The sequence below is a fragment of the Kitasatospora sp. NPDC001225 genome, assembly GCF_053597855.1.
The window spans coordinates 76,003-93,194 of record NZ_JBSFJC010000003.1 but is presented as its reverse complement, the minus strand read 5'-3'; the positions used below and the strand labels follow the sequence as shown (position 1 = coordinate 93,194).

Annotated in this window: 16 protein-coding genes; 9 read left to right on the top strand and 7 right to left on the bottom strand. The window is 71.8% G+C overall.

Features of this window, described 5'->3' with window-relative positions:
• Positions 1-53: 53 nt before the first annotated feature.
• Positions 54-284 (bottom strand): hypothetical protein, encoded by a 231-nt coding sequence (locus ACWDCZ_RS01735; protein ID WP_449814955.1) that lies wholly within the window; start codon positions 282-284, stop codon positions 54-56.
• Positions 285-748: 464 nt separating this feature from the next.
• Between ACWDCZ_RS01735 and ACWDCZ_RS01730 the strand changes: the two genes are divergently transcribed.
• Genes ACWDCZ_RS01730 through ACWDCZ_RS01720 form a run of 3 tightly spaced genes read left to right on the top strand, consistent with a single transcriptional unit; the run spans position 749 to position 4,805 of the window.
• Positions 749-2,899 carry a helix-turn-helix transcriptional regulator gene (locus ACWDCZ_RS01730; RefSeq protein WP_449814954.1) on the top strand — a complete coding sequence of 717 codons (2,151 nt, stop codon included), beginning with the start codon at positions 749-751 and terminating at the stop codon, positions 2,897-2,899.
• A complete protein-coding gene (locus ACWDCZ_RS01725; RefSeq protein ID WP_449814953.1) occupies positions 2,896-3,900 on the top strand; it encodes a hypothetical protein in 1,005 nt (334 codons plus the stop codon). The genes ACWDCZ_RS01730 and ACWDCZ_RS01725 overlap by 4 nt, the downstream gene beginning before the upstream one ends.
• The gene (locus tag ACWDCZ_RS01720) at positions 3,897-4,805 is read left to right on the top strand and encodes a DUF6339 family protein (protein WP_380776276.1); all 909 of its coding nucleotides are present in this window, start codon (positions 3,897-3,899) and stop codon (positions 4,803-4,805) included. The genes ACWDCZ_RS01725 and ACWDCZ_RS01720 overlap by 4 nt, the downstream gene beginning before the upstream one ends.
• On the opposite strand, the gene ACWDCZ_RS01715 is transcribed toward ACWDCZ_RS01720, so the two are convergent.
• Together ACWDCZ_RS01715 and ACWDCZ_RS01710 are read right to left on the bottom strand one after the other, a co-directional pair.
• Positions 4,727-6,064: a DNA cytosine methyltransferase gene (locus tag ACWDCZ_RS01715; RefSeq protein WP_387966964.1), complete on the bottom strand. Its 1,338-nt coding sequence runs from the start codon at positions 6,062-6,064 to the stop codon at positions 4,727-4,729. The genes ACWDCZ_RS01720 and ACWDCZ_RS01715 overlap by 79 nt on opposite strands.
• Before the next feature lie 11 nt (positions 6,065-6,075).
• Positions 6,076-6,552: a very short patch repair endonuclease gene (locus ACWDCZ_RS01710; RefSeq protein ID WP_387966963.1), complete on the bottom strand. Its 477-nt coding sequence runs from the start codon at positions 6,550-6,552 to the stop codon at positions 6,076-6,078.
• A 290-nt stretch (positions 6,553-6,842) separates the two neighbouring features.
• On the opposite strand from ACWDCZ_RS01710, the gene ACWDCZ_RS01705 reads away from it, so the two are divergent.
• On the top strand, positions 6,843-8,270 hold the full coding sequence (locus tag ACWDCZ_RS01705) for an APC family permease (RefSeq protein ID WP_049649220.1): 1,428 nt from the start codon (positions 6,843-6,845) through the stop codon (positions 8,268-8,270).
• Between the two features lie 53 nt (positions 8,271-8,323).
• On the top strand, positions 8,324-9,961 hold the full coding sequence (locus ACWDCZ_RS01700; protein WP_387820476.1) for an amidohydrolase: 1,638 nt from the start codon (positions 8,324-8,326) through the stop codon (positions 9,959-9,961).
• A gap of 87 nt (positions 9,962-10,048) precedes the next feature.
• Here the strand turns inward: ACWDCZ_RS01700 and ACWDCZ_RS01695 are convergent, their stop codons facing one another.
• Entirely contained in the window at positions 10,049-10,756 is a 708-nt protein-coding gene (locus ACWDCZ_RS01695) for a TetR/AcrR family transcriptional regulator (RefSeq protein WP_117490533.1), read from the bottom strand.
• A gap of 224 nt (positions 10,757-10,980) precedes the next feature.
• Here ACWDCZ_RS01695 and ACWDCZ_RS01690 point away from each other — a divergent pair, with 224 nt between their 5' ends.
• The gene (locus tag ACWDCZ_RS01690; RefSeq protein ID WP_049649217.1) at positions 10,981-11,577 is read left to right on the top strand and encodes a cupin domain-containing protein; all 597 of its coding nucleotides are present in this window, start codon (positions 10,981-10,983) and stop codon (positions 11,575-11,577) included.
• Between the two features lie 172 nt (positions 11,578-11,749).
• Positions 11,750-12,700, top strand: a complete 951-nt coding sequence (locus ACWDCZ_RS01685; RefSeq protein WP_449814952.1) for a DMT family transporter — start codon at positions 11,750-11,752, stop codon at positions 12,698-12,700.
• A 45-nt stretch (positions 12,701-12,745) separates the two neighbouring features.
• On the opposite strand, the gene ACWDCZ_RS01680 is transcribed toward ACWDCZ_RS01685, so the two are convergent.
• Positions 12,746-12,889: a hypothetical protein gene (locus ACWDCZ_RS01680; RefSeq protein ID WP_449814951.1), complete on the bottom strand. Its 144-nt coding sequence runs from the start codon at positions 12,887-12,889 to the stop codon at positions 12,746-12,748.
• A 42-nt stretch (positions 12,890-12,931) separates the two neighbouring features.
• Here ACWDCZ_RS01680 and ACWDCZ_RS01675 point away from each other — a divergent pair, with 42 nt between their 5' ends.
• Together ACWDCZ_RS01675 and ACWDCZ_RS01670 are read left to right on the top strand one after the other, a co-directional pair.
• Positions 12,932-14,104, top strand: coding sequence for an ATP-grasp domain-containing protein (locus tag ACWDCZ_RS01675; protein ID WP_449814950.1), 1,173 nt, complete (start codon positions 12,932-12,934; stop codon positions 14,102-14,104).
• On the top strand, positions 14,104-15,114 hold the full coding sequence (locus ACWDCZ_RS01670; protein ID WP_387966958.1) for an ATP-grasp domain-containing protein: 1,011 nt from the start codon (positions 14,104-14,106) through the stop codon (positions 15,112-15,114). Before ACWDCZ_RS01675 ends, ACWDCZ_RS01670 begins: the two co-directional genes overlap by 1 nt.
• A 251-nt stretch (positions 15,115-15,365) precedes the next feature.
• Here the strand turns inward: ACWDCZ_RS01670 and ACWDCZ_RS01665 are convergent, their stop codons facing one another.
• Both ACWDCZ_RS01665 and ACWDCZ_RS01660 read right to left on the bottom strand, forming a co-directional pair.
• Positions 15,366-16,334: an alpha/beta hydrolase gene (locus ACWDCZ_RS01665; protein ID WP_449814949.1), complete on the bottom strand. Its 969-nt coding sequence runs from the start codon at positions 16,332-16,334 to the stop codon at positions 15,366-15,368.
• A gap of 117 nt (positions 16,335-16,451) precedes the next feature.
• Positions 16,452-17,114 carry a nitroreductase gene (locus ACWDCZ_RS01660; protein WP_049649215.1) on the bottom strand — a complete coding sequence of 221 codons (663 nt, stop codon included), beginning with the start codon at positions 17,112-17,114 and terminating at the stop codon, positions 16,452-16,454.
• Positions 17,115-17,192: the final 78 nt, after the last annotated feature.

The window sequence follows — 17,192 nt, the reverse complement described above, 5'->3', positions numbered from 1 at the left end:
GTTCCACTTCGGGTGCGGAGGAAAGGTGGGCGCGAGGACTGTCGGACGTTCCGTCAGTGGGTGCGGTGAACGGTGACCGTGACGATGTAGCGGCGAGTGCGGCCGGTGATGCGCTGACACTGGCCGGGGTTCCGGCGCGGGCGGCGAGCCCGGGCCTCGGTGTCGCGGATGGCGTTCCGGTAGATGGCGACCATGTCGGGGGTCAGGTCGTGCAGGTAGAGGTACACGCCCAGGGCCTGCGGGTCGTCGGCGAGCGCGTCGCAGGTGGAGACGATGGAACGCATGTGGTGGTTCGGAGAGTGCTTCGGGGACACCGCGGTACCTGCGCTTTCGCATTCGTGGGATTGCACGACGGGATGGTGCGAACTGGTGCAGGAGGAGAACGGGCCGCGCGAGGATCCACGGAATCCGCGAAGGAATTCCGGAGGCAGCCGTAGAGTATTCCCCCCCAGGAAAAAGATGTACCACACCCCGTGTTAGGGCTTCCTTCCGCGGCTCCTGCCGTGGAATTGGCAACGACCTTACCCGCGGCTCCGGCGTCCTGCAACTGTGGTCATAAGGGGCCATCGGGTTAATTCGGACAAGAGGGCGAGGGCTCTCGATTCCTTTTTCTCGATTGCGTCCAATGCCTTCCCGCATTGAAGCCGGCGCCTGTCAAGGGTTTGTTGACAAGATGGTGGCCCTGTCAACCATGCGTGCTATCGTGGCTCTCACCTCGTGAAACAGGCCATGCGGAAGCAGGTGGGACGTGAAGGCGGCTGAGGAGTTCGGCCCCTGGCTGGCGCGCCAGCTCAGGAATGCAGGGAAGAGCCAGACCGATCTGGCGATCGACCTGGAAGTGACCCGGGCCGCCGTCTCGGCTTGGATCGTGGGACGCTCCGTGCCCCGGGACGACACCGTCCGGCGCATCGCCGAAGTGCTCAACACCGACCTGGAGACCATCCACACCCGCAGCGCCGACGCCCAACTCGGTCTGCCCGTCGACTGGTACCACCGGCCGGCCCACCCCGACGGCGGCCGGGAGTACGGCAACGCCGCCGCCTTCGCCTTCGAGGCGGATGTCTCGGTACTCGCCCGCGAAGCCACCCAGAACAGTCTCGACGCCCGCCTCGATCCGGCCGAGCCGGTCCGCGTACGCTACACCCTGCACGAGCTCACCGGGGAGACTCTCGCCCGGTTCCGCGAGGCCATCCGATGGGATCGCCTGTCTCCGCACTACGAGGCGCTCACCGCCGACGGCGGGAAGCAGAGCAAGGTGTCGCGCACGATCGCGGCCGGGCTGCGCGACATGTACCAGAACGACCGCCTGGTGCTGCTCCGGGTCGACGACTACAACGCCACCGGCCTGACCGGTGATGACTACGCGGACGGGCTCTTCGCCGCCGTGGTCCGTCGTCAACTCGACAGCCACAAGCGGGATCTCGGCGCAGGTGGTTCCTACGGTCTGGGCAAGGCCACACTGTGGGCGACCAGCCGACTCGGCCTGGTGCTGATCAACTCGACCCTCTCCGAACCACACGAGGGGCGCACCGAGCGACGGCTCATCGGCCGACTCGACCTGCCCTGGCGCGAGGTCGACGGTCGGGCGTGCGCCGGCCCGGCCTGGTTCGGACGTGCCGACCCGGTCAACGGGGCCGCGGAAGTGGTCCGTTCCTGGTGGGCGGACGAAGAGACCGTGGAGAATCTCCATCTCACCCGTGAGAGCGGGGCCCCCGGCACGTCGTTCCTCATCGTCGGCGCCCACGACGTGGCCAGCCTTTCGGCCGTCAACGGTGCCGTGGACGAGGAGGAGACCACCGAGGACGACGACTCCATCCACCGCATGCACGCCCGACTGGTCGACGCGCTCGGTCGCAACTTCTGGGCCGCGATGACCGGCGGCGGTGAGCACAGGCCGCACCTGGAGGCGTCCGTCCGTACCTATCGCAACGGCGAAGAACTCATTCGAGAGGAGCACGTGGACCCGGCCGCGGCCCAGCCCGCCCGGACCCGTGCGCTGCGGGCCTTCCTGGAGGGCGCCACCGTCGACCGTCTCACCGGACGCGGTCAGGTCGCCCGGGCCACCGTGACGCTCAAGGTTCCGCTCCACGGCGGCGGCCCGGCACATGGTTTCGTGCCGCACGAGGCCGTGGTCCTGGTCACCGACGCCGAGGACGCCGACGGTCGCTCCAACCGCGTGGTCTCCATGCGGGGCAACCGTATGACGGTCAAGGACAGTGCCGTTCCCAATATGCCGATCGGCACCAACCCTTTTCAGGCCGTCCTCCTCACCGGCCGCGCGGCGGGCCCGGACGCGCTCGGCGCCGAGGCTGCCGAGGAGTTCCTCCGGGCCTCCGAGCCGCCGGAGCACAACAAGTGGGGGCAGACGGAGGAGCTGCGGCTCTCCTACTCCCCCTCCGCCTACCGGCGCATCAACAACCTGACCACCGAGGTGAACGCCGCCGTGCGTGACCTCGTCGCCATTCCCAAGGCCAAGCGCCGCAACGGGGGAGAAGCCAAGATCGCCGGTCGGCTCAAGGTCGGCGGCGCGACGAAGAAGCGGCCACGTCAGGCGGCCGCCGTGGCCCTGCCCGAACTGGACAACGTGGATGCGGTGATCGACGAGACGGGGGCCTGGTCGGTCACCGTGGACCTCCGGATCCCGTCCGGAGCGGATTCGGGCCGTCCGGTCACGCCGGTCGCCAAGTTCGACGTGCGCTCCGGCCCGCGGCCGGCCGCGCCGTGGAAGGAGCTCGTCGCCGTCACCGGCTGCGAGGTGGTCGACGGATCCCTGCACCTGTCACCGGGCAGCCGCAAGGCCGTTTTCCGAGGCGTCACCGACGTCTCCCGCCACCCGGTCCGGGCCCAACTCACCGGACTCGTCGTCGAACTCCGCAGCGGAAAGGAGGAGCAGGCGTGAAGGTCTACCCCTACCGACGATTCACCGGAACCGTGTCCTGGCGCGTCGACAGCGCCCAGCTCAAGGCCGAGGGCGAGCCCTGGGAGGATCTGGAGAGCAAGTACCTCTCCACCATCGAACGCGTCGTCGCCCTAGGGCCGGACGAGGACCGCCCCGACTGGACCCAGGCCCGGCTCCGCCTGTCCGTCGAACTCCCGGCGAAGGCCGTGGACCCGTCCGGGCCCTGGCAGAACGTCAAGGTCGTCGCGGTTCTCGCCGAGCGTGCCACCAACACCCGTACGACGACGGAGTTCTCCCCGGTCTCCGAGGACGGTCGCGCGCGGACGGCCGAGCTCTACCTGTACCGGTGCGACCTCCTCGATCGTTCCTCGCTCACTGTGCACGTGGTGGCCACCGTGGACGGCGTGCCCGGCCGGGTGATCGCCACCTCCGACGTGGAGTGGTTCGTCGACGTGATCGAGGCCGTTCCGTCGCTCGCCCGTGAACTCGACGTCAAGATGCTCAAGTTCGGGTCCGGAGCGAGTCGGCTCCAGCAGTTCAAGGACTCGCCGTGGCTGGTCGACACCACCGGCCGCATCCCGCTCGTGCGCGTCAACTCCGACTTCGACGGGCTCGGCGACCTGATCGGCGCCGACGGCGGAAGCGGCCCGGAGAAGACCGTCCGGGAGCTCCTGCTCGCCCAGATGTGCTCCGAGGTCTGGACGGCGGTCTTCCACTCCGCCGTCGGCGACCTGGAGGTCGAGGAGGACGGCACCCCGGTCTTCCCGCACGGCTGGCAGGGCGAGGTGCTCCGGGAGATGCTCCCGGACGTGTACGCCGACCGTGAGCCGGAGGCCGCCCTGCGGGCGGTCCACAGGGCTCGCACCGGGGTGACCGCCGCCGGTTGGGGTGAACTCCAATCCCGGATCCACTACGCCGCCTCCCGGCGGGCAGGCGTCCCCCGGACGCTCTCCGCCACCATCCACGACCTGGAACGCCTCACGCAGGGGGACGACGCATGACCGACCGGCCCGACTACCTCCCGGGGCGGCTCGCCCTGCTGCCCGGCGCCGAGGCGACGGAGTTCGTCACCGAGGGCCTGCTCACCGGTCGTGAGAGCGTGCCGAGCATCAAGCTCAACCAGGTCACCGAACCGCTCCCGCACGCCGACCGACGCGGCGAACTGCAACCCGTCCGCGACCTGGTCGATGACGCCATGGCCTACTGCCGGGCCGGCGGGCTCAAGGTCACCCAGGCCGACGCCTGGCTGGCTCCCCGCCTCCACGCCGTGCTCCGACTCACCCGCCGCGAGGCGGCCGACCCCGGCTTCTGGAACTACCTCGCCCTCGGCGTCGCCCCGGACTACGTGGTCTGGCGGCACCTGGCGGAACCCAAGGACGGCAAGCCGGCCAAGGTGGCGTCCGACCGCTTTCGCGGGACGTACCACAAGCAGGCCTTCTCCCGGCTGTGGTGGGCGGCCGAACTCTTCCGCGACGGGGCGGACTACGCCCCCGTGGTCGCGGCCTGCGGCAACCAGGACATCCTGAACACGGCGCTACGGATGTCCGTGATCAACCACCGGCCGACCGCGCAGGCGATCGCGCGGCTGGTCGCGAAGGGAACGGTCACCGGTGGGCGCGAGGCGAACGCCCTGGCCGGGGCCGTCAACGCCTCCGCGGCGACCCTGATGTACGACGTGATCGCACCCGACCACCCCGATCGCGACCCTCGCCCGTTGCTGGACTGGATCGACGAGGCCGAGACCGCCCGCCAGGTGTCACGGAACGCGCTCCCGGCGGGCCCCGCTGAGGAACCCGCGCCGGAGCTGTCCGTGAGCGTGTTGGTGGACTACTTCGCCGACCTCTTCGCGGACGCACCGGTCCGGGGGCGGGACGTGGCAGCGGCGGAGGTCGATGCGGATGCCTGATCTTCGGGCCTCGGGCAGTTGGTGCCGCAGCCCTTCTCGGTATCGCAGCCTTCCAGGCGGAGCTTCTTGTACTTTGGCGACTCCGTGTCGAGCCGGGCCCAGCGCTTCCGTAGGACCTTCTCCGAGGGAAGTGGGATGTTCAGCGCCGCTGCCAGCACGTGCATGCCGAACAGTGGAGGCACCGCGTTGCCCACCTGCTGGGACCGGTCGCCACCGTCCCAGGGGTAGTTGGGCGGGAAGGACTGGAGGACACCGGCCTCGTCGATGGTCAGGCGATCCGGGGTGAGCGGTTCGCCGTTCGGGTGTCGTCGGACGGCGTTACGGGACACCTTCCCGGTGACGGTGAACGACGGCTGCCGGTACGTACGGATGCCACGCTTCTTGGGGTCGCCGCCGCTGCCGTAGTTCGACACGATCTCGAAGGGAGGCTGTCGGTCGGTGAGGACGTCCTCCATCGGGACCCAGGGCAGTAGCGGCGCCGCGACCCCGTCCACCGGCAGTGCGGTTCGGATGTCCTGGGGGCTGCCCTGTTCGGGCTTGCGTAGGTTGAAGATGTGGTGGGTGGGCGCCGGGAGCCGTGGAGCGTCGTACTCGGCGAGCCGGGCGATCAGGATCGTGCGGCGACGGGTCTGGGGAACGCCGTATGCCTCGGTGTGCAAGGTCTTGACCTCGGCGACATTGTACCGGACTCGCGTCCCGTTCTCCCGAGGCAGGCCTTTGTCCAGAGCGACCTTGTAGACCTCCCAGAGCGCCTTGACCGCGGGAACCTGCTCCAGAACGATCACGTCGAACGGTCGCCGGTCCCGCTTCTCGCTGTCGAGGGCCTTGATCGCGTATCGGAGCGGCTCCAAGACCAGGGCGGTTCGGGGATCGCCACCCATCCTCTCCAACTGCTCGTCGATCTCGTCCTCGCCGGCCCCGTCCACCAGTTGGTGGATGAGTTTCTCGACCTTCTCCAGGGCCTTGCGCCCCGCGCCGTTCCCGGCCACGGAGTACGTTTGGCAGGGCGGACCGCCCGCCAGCACATTCAGGTCTGCGTCGAGTTCCTCGAACCGCTTGCGTCGGACCGTGCTGACGTCCGCGTGCCACGTCCTGAGCCCGGCCGCGTAACGCGTGTCACAGGCATCTTTGTCCCACTCGATCCCGAGCGATTCGACGCCGAGCATCTTTGCGGCCACGTCAAGACCGCCCGGACCGGCGAAAAGGTCGAGAATGTGCGGCTTCGCGGGGATGGAACGGGCTGCGTCCGAGCTGGTCATGTGGCCAGAGTCTAGCCGGCGATGGAGGGTCTGACGTACTCGGTCGGTTCGGATGCGGGCTGCGGTCCATGGCTCGCCCGCCGCTCGCGCACCAAGGCGACGATCCGCTCGGCGGCCTCGGCGGCGTTCTCGTGTTCCCAGACGCGGACGGACAGCCAGCCGGCGTCGGCGAGGCGGGCGTCCGTGTCGACATCCCGAGCGCGGTTCTTCTCGATCTTCTCGCGCCAGAAGTCGGCGTTGTTCTTCGGCCATGTCGCGTGCTCGGGGCAACCATGCCAGAAGCAGCCGTCGACGAAGACCGCGACGCGCGCGGGGCCGAAGAGGACATCGGCCTCACGGCGTACGCCCTTGAGCGGTTTGCGGTGGACGCGGTAGCGGAGCCCCGCGGCGTGCAGGGTCCTGCGGAGGGTGACCTCGATACCGGTGTCGTGACTGCGCTGCTTGCTCATCCGGGCGCGGATCTTCGGAGTGGTCTCCAGGGAGGGCATGATCCCATTCTGGCTCCGGACACCGACAACGCGTCGAGCGGAGCATGACCACCGCCGGACCCGCCCGGTGGCGCTTTCGGCGGTGCGCGCGGCCTTATGACAACGGCATTGACGTGTGGCGGCGCCGCCGGTTTCATGGCTCGCACTTCCGGCCCGCGTCACCCCCCACGACCGGTACGGGAGCTTCCCCCACACGCGCACCCCACGACCAAGGCGGTGATCCGTTGGCATCGACGGTGAAGGACACGGGCGGCGGTCCGAGAGCGGACGCGGCAGGAACGCACGTCGCGATGCACAAGTCGCTCGGCCTGCTGGACGGGGCGGCGATCGCCGCCTCCAGCACGGCCGCCACCAGCAGCATCGGGATCGGCCTGGGCCTGATGGCCGGGGTGGTCGGCCTGCACCTCCCGGCGATCATGCTGCTGGCCTTCCTGCCGGTGCTCGCCATCGCCGGCGGGTACGGGCGGCTGAACGCCGTCGAGCCGGACGCGGGCAGCAGCTACCGGTGGGTCGGGCGCACCCTCAGCCCGTGGCTGGGCTTCCTCACCGGGTGGGTGAACACCGTGGGGACCGTCGTCTTCATGGCGTACACCACGACCGTCACCGGCTCCTCGATCGTCCAGCTGCTCGACCAGGCCCACGTCCGCAGCGTGGCCGGGCTGCGGCTCGACGCCGACTCCACCGTCCAGTGCACCCTGATCGGCCTGGTGGTGCTGGTGGGCGCCGCGCTGGTCGCGGTGCGCGGACTGGACCTGGCGGCCCGGCTGCAGAAGGCGCTGCTGGTCTTCGAGTACGCCGTCCTGCTCGGCTTCTGCGGCTACGGGCTGTTCGCCGGCGACCAGCCGTTCTCGCTCCAGTGGTTCAACCCCTTCGACATCCCCTCCTTCGACGCCGTCGCCCAGGGCATGGTGCTGGCGGTGTTCTGCTACTGGGGCTTCGAGTCGGTGTTCAGCGTCGGCGAGGAGGTGCGCGACCCGCGGGACGCCTCCCGGGGCGGCCTGCTGGCCCTGGTGGTGATGCTGGCGCTGTTCCTGCTCGCCGGCACCGCCTTCCAGCGGGTCCTGCCGATCGACGAGCTGGCCGACAACGGCGCCCACGGGCTGACCTACTTCGGCACGAAGCTGGCTGAACAGCCGCTGGCCGCACTGCCGTTGATCGCGCTGATGTTCTCCGCGGTGGCCTCGCTGCAGTCCTCGGTGATCCCGACCGCGCGCGGGATGTACGCGATGGGGCGCGACCGGGTGCTCGGCCCGGTCTGGACCCGCCTGCACCCCCGGCACGCCACGCCCGCCGTCGGCACCCTGCTGATCACCGGCGTCGCCGTCGCCCTGGCGCTGGCCTCCATCGCCATCCCGACCGTCAACGACCTGATCTCGGCCGCGGTCAACGCGATCGGCATCGTCGTCGCCCTCTACTACGCGCTGACCGCCGTCGCGGCCGCCGTCCGGTTCCGCCACCTGCTGCGCACCGCCCCGCTGGAGGGGCTGCGCGCGGTGGTCGGGCCGCTGCTGGGCGCGGCGGCGCTGCTCGCCGTCGGCGGCTACCTCGCCTGGACCTTCTACGACTCCACGGACCACTTCGAACTCGCCGCCGACAACGGTTGGTTCGAGCTGTCCGTGGTGATCATGATGATCGTCAGCGGGCTGCCGGCGGCGGCCTGGGCCCGCTGGCGGCGGCGCTCGCCGTACTTCCTGCGGGAGGACGCGGCGGCCGGGTAGCCGCCCGTACGACGCACGACCAGGCACGACCACGCGAGAACGGAGCACCACCCATGACCCAGGCCGATCTGGTCTTCACCCACGGCCCCGTCCACACCGGCGACGCGGCCCGCACCCGGGCGAGCGGGCTGGCGGTCGTCGGCGAGCGGATCGCCGCCGTCGGGCACGACGAGGTCCGGGAGCTGATCGGGCCGCGGACCGAGGTCGTCGACCTCACCGGCAAGCTGCTGCTGCCCGGCTTCCAGGACGCCCACATCCACGCCGTGTTCGGCGGCGCCGAGCTGGCCTCCTGCGACCTCACCGGGACGGTCGGCGTCGCCGACTACCTGGAGCGGATCCGGGCGTACGCCGAGGCCCACCCGGACCAGGAGTGGATCACCGGCAGCGGGTGGTCGATGGAGAGCTTCGAAGGCGGCCTGCCCACCCGGCAGCTGCTCGACTCCGTCGTCCCCGACCGGCCGGTGTACCTCACCAACCGGGACCACCACGGCGCCTGGGCCAACACCCGGGCGCTGGAACTCGCCGGGCTCACCGCCGACACCCCCGACCCGGCCGACGGGCGGATCGAGCGCGAGGCCGACGGCACCCCCGGCGGCACCCTCCAGGAGGGCGCCACCGCCCTGGTCGCCCGGCTGCTGCCGCCCGCCACCGCCGCCGACCGGCTGGCCGGACTGCTCCGCGCCCAGCGGCTGCTGCACTCGCTCGGCATCACCGGCTGGCAGGACGCGCTGCTCGGCGAGTTCAACGGCCAGCCGGACCCGTCCGACGCCTACCTGGCCGCCGCCCGCTCCGGCGCGCTGACCGCCCGGGTGACCGGCGCGCTCTGGTGGGACCGGGACCGCGGCGCCGACCAGATCCCCGACCTCGTGCGGCGGCGCGGGGAACTGGCCCACGGACGGTTCCGGGCCGGCTCGGTGAAGATCATGCAGGACGGCATCGCGGAGAACTTCACCGCCGCGATGACCAGCCCGTACCTGGACGGCTGCGGCTGCGCCACCGCCAACTCCGGCCTCAGCTTCGTCGACCCGGAGGCCCTGCGCGGGTACGTCACCGCACTGGACGCGCTCGACTTCCAGGTGCACTTCCACGCGCTCGGCGACCGGGCCGTGCGCGAGGCGCTGGACGCGATCGAAGCCGCCCGCACCGCCAACGGGCGGCGCGGCGCCCGGCACCACCTCGCCCACCTCCAGGTGGTCCACCCGGACGACCTCCCGCGCTTCGCCCGGCTCGGCGCCGTCGCCAACATCCAGCCGCTCTGGGCCGCGCACGAGCCGCAGATGGACGAGCTGACCATCCCGTTCCTCGGGCCGGAGCGGGCCGCCTGGCAGTACCCGTTCGGCTCCCTCCAGCGGGCCGGCGCCACCCTCGCGGCGGGCAGCGACTGGCCGGTGAGCAGCCCGGACCCGCTGGCGGGGCTGCACGTGGCGGTCAACCGGATGGAGCCGGAGGCCACCGACGGGCGGGTCTTCCTGCCCGAGCAGCGGCTCGACCTGGGCTCGGCCATCGCCGCGTACACGGCCGGCAGCGCGTACCTCAACGGGCACGACGACGCCGGGGTGCTGGCCGTTGGGCGGCTCGCGGACCTGGTGGTGCTCGACCGGGACATCCTCACCGGGCCGCCGGAGGAGATCGCGCAGGCGCGGGTGGAGCGCACCTACGTCGGCGGGGAGCTGGTGCACGCGGCGGACTGACCGCGGCAGGGGGCCGGACGAAGGCCGCCGGTGGTGGGCGCACGGGGGCCCACCACCGGCGGCCCTCGCGTTCCCCGGATCGGGGGTTCAGCCCCCGGCGGCCCGCAGCCGGGCCTCGGCGGCGTCCAGCAGCAGGTCCAGGGCGTACGGGTAGCCGCTGCGGCGCATGTCGGCGGTGAGCAGGTGGGCGGTGGCCGCGATGTGGGGGTGCTCGGCGGCGTCGAGCCGGGCGTAGGAGGCCTGCCAGACCTCGAGGTCGGCGTTCTGGGCGGCGGACGGCAGGGCGAGGGTGGCGGCGTCCAGGGCGGCGAAGCCGAGGCTCTGGTCGACGAAGGCGTGGTAGATCCGGACGGCCTCCGGGTCCGGGAAGCCCGCCGTGCGCAGGACGCCGAGGATCGCCTCGACGGCGGCGATCTCGTGGGCGCGGCCGGTGGTGCGGTGGGCGGCGAGGATGGCGGCCTGCGGGTGGGCCAGGTAACTGGCGTGGATGCGCAGGCCGATGGCACGCAGGTCGGCGCGCCAGTCGCCGGTGGGCCGCCAGTCGTGCTGGGCCCGGCCGATCAGCTCGTCGGCGACGGCGAGCAGCAGGTCGTCGGTGCTGTGGAAGTAGCGGTAGACCGCGCTCGGATCGGCCCCGAGCGCGGCGCCCAGCCGCCGCACCGTGAGCGCCTCGGCGCCGTGCCGGCCGATCAGCCGGATCGCGGTGTCGACGATCAGCTCGGCGGACAGCACCACACCCTGCTTGGTGGGGCGCCGCCGCCGCCGTTGCGGCTCGGGGACTACGCGGTCGGTCATGCGCCGAGGTTATGTCAAGGATGCTGACACAAACCAGGGGTCGGGAGCGGAAGCCCGGCCTCAGCAGGAGACGGTGCGGCACGCGGCCGCCCGGGCGCCGAAGCCGCGGACGGCGGGGGAGGCGCGGGAGGCGTGGGAGGCGGGTTCCGGGCCGCGTCGGACGAGGGCCGGGAGCGGCGTGCACGGGCATTGGTGGGCAGGTCTGCGGCGCCTAGGATGCGATCATGGCTGATTCGGCACCCTCCACCGGCGCTCCCGGACCCCGCGATCCGGAGCTGGGCTTCCCGCGCCCCGGCGAGGTGCTGCAGCGGCTGCGCACCCAGCGCGGTATGTCGCTGCGGCAGGTGGCCGCCGAGTGCGGACTGTCGGTCTCCTTCCTGGCTTCGCTGGAGCGCGGGGAGACCGACATCGCGCTGGAGCGGCTCGGCCGGCTCGCCCGGGTGTTCGGCCACGACGTCGGTTCCTTCCTGGGCTTCTCCCGGGGGCGGGCGACCCCCGCGCTGTTCCCCCGGGAGGGGCAGGAGGAGCTCCAGCGGGCCCCGGGGGTGGTCTACCGGGTGGTGCGCTCCCCGGAGCTCGGCTACCAGGTGGTCACCGGTGACTTCGCGCCGCACAGCGGTCTCGGCGAGGAGCTCCAGCACGAGGGGTCCGATCTGATCACCGTCACCCGGGGTGAGCTGGTGGTCCGTTACAACGGGGTGGACCACGTGCTGGGAGCCGGCGACAGCATCCAGTTCTCGGCCGGCCATCCGCACAGCTTCCGCAACGAGACGGACGAGCCGGCCCAGCTGGTGGGGGTCCTCTTCTCCAGCCTCTACTGACTTCCGGGCGTCGCCGCCTGCTCGCCAACTGCCCCACGGACAGCGGTCCGTGGGGCAGTCGGCGTTTCGCTCCCGGGATGTCGCCGCAGGGCCTGCCCGTCTCGACGTGAGCGATATTCTGCTCTACGGTGCTCTATATCGAACAATCGAGGAGATCCAGAGGAGCTCGGAGATGACGATGCCGACCCCGCCGCTCGAGGGCGCCGCGCGCGAAGCCGTCCCGGACGCAGGCCCGCCCGTGGGGACCGACGAGCGGCGGGGCCGGGGGACCGGCGCGGCCCTGCGTGTGGCGCTCGTGGTGGTCTGGAGCTCCGGATTCATCTCCGGCAAGCTCGGCCTGCGGCACGCCGCGCCGTACACCTTCGCGACCTTGCGGTTCGCGATCGCCGGGCTGGTACTGCTGGCGATCGCCGGAATCCGCCGGGAGCGCCTGCCCCGCGGGCGCCTGCTGCTGCACCTGGCGGTGGCGGGTGTGCTCGTCCAGGGCGTGCAGTTCTCCAGCATCTACATGGGCATGAAGCTCGGGGTGTCCTCCGGGCTCGCCGCGCTGGTCATCGCGCTCTACCCGCTGACCACATCGCTGCTGGCGGTGCCGCTGCTCGGCGAGCGGGTCACCCGCGGCCAGTGCCTGGGCCTGGTGCTCGGGCTGGGCGGCGTCGCGCTGGCCGTCGCCGACCGGATCGACCTGTCCGGCGGCTACCTGCTGGGCCTCGGCTTCCTGCTGCTGGGCCTGCTCGGCATCTCGTACGGCACCGTCCACCAGAAGCGCCACTGTGCGCGGATGGAGCCGGTGGGCGGCAACGCGGTGCAGCTGCTGGCCGCCGCGGCGGCGGCGCTGGTTCCCGCGCTGCTGGTCGAGGGCTGGTCCGTGGAGTTCACCGCCTCGTACTGGCCGGTGCTGCTGTGGACGGCGCTGATCAACTCGATCGTCGGCGTGGGCCTGCTCTACCACCTGCTGCAGCGGCACGGCACGAGCCAGGTCAGCAGCCTGTTCTACCTGGTCCCGATGTGCACCGCCGCCTTCGCCGCGGTGCTGCTCGACCAGCCGCTCGGCGCGCTGACCCTGGCCGGGCTGGTCCTCGCCTCGGCCGGCACCTTCCTGGCGAACCGTGTCCACCGCTGAACGGCGGGAGGGCCGGGCGCTCGACCCGGCCGGTCCGCGCCCTCCTCAGGCTCCGGCCGCCGCCCGCTGGGTCGTCTCCCGCTGGTCGGCGATCAGGTCCTCGATGTCGTCGGCGCAGTCGCCGAACCGGTGTTCGCTCCGGCGGCCCCGCGCACCGCCCGCGCCGCCCCCCACCGGCGCACCGACCAACACCCCTCCCGCACCGCACGTCCACTGTGAGGCCGACCCATCATGACCAACGTCGCCGTGCTCAACTACGGCCAGGGCCACGACTACCCCGGGATGTTCCCCGAACTCGCCGACAAGCTGCAGGTGTTCAGCCAGAACGAGCTCAAGAACACCGAGCGGCTGGCCCGCTACGAGTACGTCCCGGACTCCGACGCCGTCCCCTACACGGAGCTGGCGATCCGCCGGCTGCACCGGCAACGGCCGTTCACCCACATCATCACCGACAACGAGTACGACCTGGAACGGGCCGCCCGGATGCGCGCGGACTTCGGCCTGGGCGGCCAGACCCCGGACAGCGCCCGGTCGTTCCGCGACAAGGCGGTGATGAAGGAGGTCGCCGGCCGGGCCGTGCCGACCGCCCGCTGGGCCCGGCTCGACACGGTCGTCGACCTCACCGGCCTCATCGAGGCGGTCGGCTACCCCGTGGTCGTCAAACCGGTCAGCCAGGGCGGCTCGCGGGACATCGCGGTGCTGCACGGGGACGAGGAACTGCTCGCCTTCGCCCGGCGGCGCTGGCGCGAGGACCTGATGGCCGAGGAGTTCGTCGACGGCCCGATGTACCACGTCGACGCGGTGCTCGGCGACGGCTACCGCTTCGTCGCCTCCTCCCGCTACCTGCGCAGCTGCCTCGGGGTCTTCACCGGGCAGAACAACGGCTCGGTCCAGCTGCACCCGGAGAGCGGGATGGCCCGGCGGCTGGAGGAGTTCCTCGACCGGACGCTGTCCGCCTTCGACGTCCCGCCGGTCAGCGCCTACCACCTGGAGGTGTTCCACACACCGGACGACGAGCTGGTGATGTGCGAGATCGCCTCGCGGGTCGGCGGCGACCGCATTCCGTGGCTCACCCGGGCCACCTACGGGGTGGACCTGCACACCTCGGTGCTGCGCCAGTCCGCCGGGCTGCCCGTCCAGCCGCCGCCGGCCGCGCCGCCGACCGAGGTGCACGGCTCGGTGTCCGTCCTGCCGCAGGGGCGGCCGGTACGTGCGCCGGGGCGGCCGCCGTTCCCGTGGGTGCGGCACTACCAGGTGAACGAGGAACTGGAGCCCGGGGCGGTCACCCTCTACAGCGCCTCGCACCTGTGCTTCGTGATCGTCGCCGGTGCCGACGCGGAGCAGGTCGAGGAACGGTTGTTGCGGGCCGAGGCCTGGCTGATGGCGAACCTGGAGGAGTGCTGATGCCGTACAAGATCCTGGTCCTGATCTCCGAAGTGCACCGGTTCAAGATGTTCGACAACCAGTCGATCATCCCGACCGCGCTGTACCGGGAGGGCCACGAGGTCCACGTGGGGGACATCGACTCGCTCGGCGTGCACGATTCGGTGGTGGTGTGCGACCAGGTGCGGCTGAGTGAGGAGTTCGCCGCCGACGGCGACTTCCCGGCGCACCGCCGGTCGTACTCCTCGGCCGAGGAGTACGATCTGGTCTGGGTGCTGGCCGGAACGCACCCGGAGGCGCTCACCGACTGCGTCCAACTGCTCTGGCAGCTCAACCAGCGGGTGCCGTTCGTCAACGACGCCACCGCGCTGTTCTACCTCAACGCGAAGAGCAACCTGGGCGTGCTGGTGCCGCGCGAGCACCTGCCCGTCACCTACGTCTCCAACGACCTGGAGGTGTTCAACGGGCTGGTCGAGGCGGACCCGGAGCGCTCCTGGGTGGTCAAGCCGACCAACCAGGGGTGCGGGGCGGATGTCTTCGTGGTCAACGAACGAGACCGCAACCGCACCGCGCTGCTCTCCTCGGCCACCGGCAACGCCCAGTCCCGTCAGGTCAGTTACGGCCGTGACGTGATCGGAATGACGAAGCGGCACGCGGTGCTCCAGTCCTACATCCCGAACGTGCGCAGCAACGAGAAGCGGGTCATCGTGGCCGGCGACACCCCGGTGTCCGGCTTCCTGCGCTTCCCCCGGGAGAACGACAACCGGGCCAACGCCACGGTCGGCGCCCGCTACGAACCGCTGCGGCTGACGCCGGAGGAGGACGAGTTCGTCCGGAAGCTGGGCAAGCGGCTGATGGACCACGGCATCTTCTGGGCCGGGCTGGACCTCGCCTACCCGTATGTGATCGAGGTCAACCTGGAGAACCCGGGCGGGCTGGGCTACCACCAGCGGTTGACCGGCGAGGACCACTCCGCGAAGGCGGTCAACACCGCGCTGGCCGCCCTGCGTTCGGCGGGCCGACTGGCCTGAAGGTGCGGCATCGGGCACCGGGGTGCACGAGGCGGGCGGCGCCGGGCGGTCCGCTCCGCCGCCCGTACCCGGAGTCGCCCCGGTCCCTCCGCCCGGCCCTCCCCGGCTACTGCCCGGCGTGGGCTGGGGCCCAGGAGGTGCCGTTGGGGAAGTAGTTCGGCGCGTCGTGCACGCCCACGGTGCGGAACGGCCGGTCGTCGTCGAGGTCCACCGCGAAGGACACCGGTTCCACCCCCCTCCGGCCTGCGGTTTCACTCCCGACTGGAACGGCCGGCCGGAACGCTCCGGGGCCTGCCGCGGGCGAGTGCGGTCAGGACGGCGGCGCCGAGGGGGGAGCCGGGGGCGGCGAGTGCGTAGGGGAGGGAGAAGTGGTTGTGGGCGGGGGCGACGAGGTCGGTGAGGGCGGTGCGGGGGCGTAGGGCGGCGGCCATCAGGGCGTGCTGGCGGGCGTACTCGGCGGTCTCGTCGGCGCCGCGGGCGAGGACGACGGGGGGCAGGCGCGGCGGGAGGTGGTGCAGTGGGCTGTTGCGGTGGGCGGCGGCCGGGTCGAGGGCGAGCGCGTCGTTGACGTAGCAGAGGCGGACGGGTTCCAGGTCGTACATGCCGCTCAGCAGGGTGGCGCCGGCGATCGCGGCGGAGACGTCGGGCCCGTGGTGGGGGGTGCCGGGGACGCGGGGGAGCAGGGCCATGGCGGCGAGGTGGGCGCCGGCGGAGTGGCCGGCCAGGTGGAGGCGGTCGGGGGCGAAGCCGAGGGCGTCGGCGTGGTGGTGGAGCCAGTGGACGGCGCGCCGGACCATGGCGACCATGTCGTCCAGCCGGGTGTCGGGGGCCAGGCCGTAGCCGACGACCGCGACGGCGGCGCCGGCCCGGAGCAGCGGCGGGGCGGGGAAGGCGGAGTCGTCCTTGGACAGTTCCTGCCAGTTGCCGCCGTGGACGAAGACCAGGAGCGGGGGCGGGCCGTCAGGGCCGCCGGGGCCGTCGGGGGCGGGGAAGTAGTCGAGGGTCTCGGCCGGGTGCGGGCCGTACGGGAGGCCGGTGAGGACGGGGTGGCGGCGGCGGGCGTTCGCGCTGTCCCGTGCGTAGCGGTCCAGGTAGGCCCGGAGGTCGGGGACGCGGTGGCTGGGGGTGTACTGGCGGTCGAGGGCCGCGCGGTCCATGCCCCGGTAGACGGGGACGGGGGCGCGGCCGGGTATGAGCGTCGGGGCCGGGCTCTCGGGCACGGGAGGTCGCCTCCGCGGTACGTCGGTGGAGCCGTCGGACATGGAGCCGTCGGACGGTGAAGGGGCAAGGAGGTGAACGGGCAAGGAGGTGAAGGGGCAAGGCGGTGTCGGGAGCGGTCAGTCGAGGATGGTGACCGTCTGGTCGAGCGGAGCCCGGCCCACCCGGTAGCGGGGGGCGGCCGGGTCGGGGTGGCCCACGGAGAGGCCGCAGAAGAGCACGAGGGAGGCGGGCGGCGACAGGACGTCCGCGACGGTGCGGTGGTAGACGGACCAGGCCATCTGCGGGCAGCTGTGCAGCCCTTCGGCGCGCAGCAGCAGCATGACGGTCTGCAGGTACATCCCGAGGTCGGCCCACTGGGCCGGGCCCATCGACCGGTCGATGTAGCTGAACAGCGCGGTGGGCGCGCCGAAGCAGTCCCAGTTCCGGACGACGGCCCGCTGCCGGGCGTCCCGGTCCTCGCGGGGGATGCCGAAGGCGCGGTAGCGCTGTTCGGCGGCCTCCCGGCGCCGTTCCTGGTAGGGGGACTTGAGTTCGGGCGGGTACATCTCGAACTCGGGGTCGTCGCCCTGGTCGCCGGAGGAGGCGCGGGCGACGGCGAGCCGCTTGAGCCGTTCCAGCCGCTCCCCGGTGACCAGGTAGGTGTGCCAGGGCTGGAGGTTGGCGCCGGAGGGGGCGCGGGACGCGGCCGCGAGCACCCGTTCGAGCACCTCCCTCGGCACCGGTTGGTCGGTGAACCCCCGCACCGCCCGACGGGTCTCGACAGCCTCGTAGACGTCCACCAGCCGCGTCCTCACACCTCGCCCGACCGTTCCGGGGCCGCGTCCGGCACTGCCGGGCGTCCCGTTGCTGCAACGGTT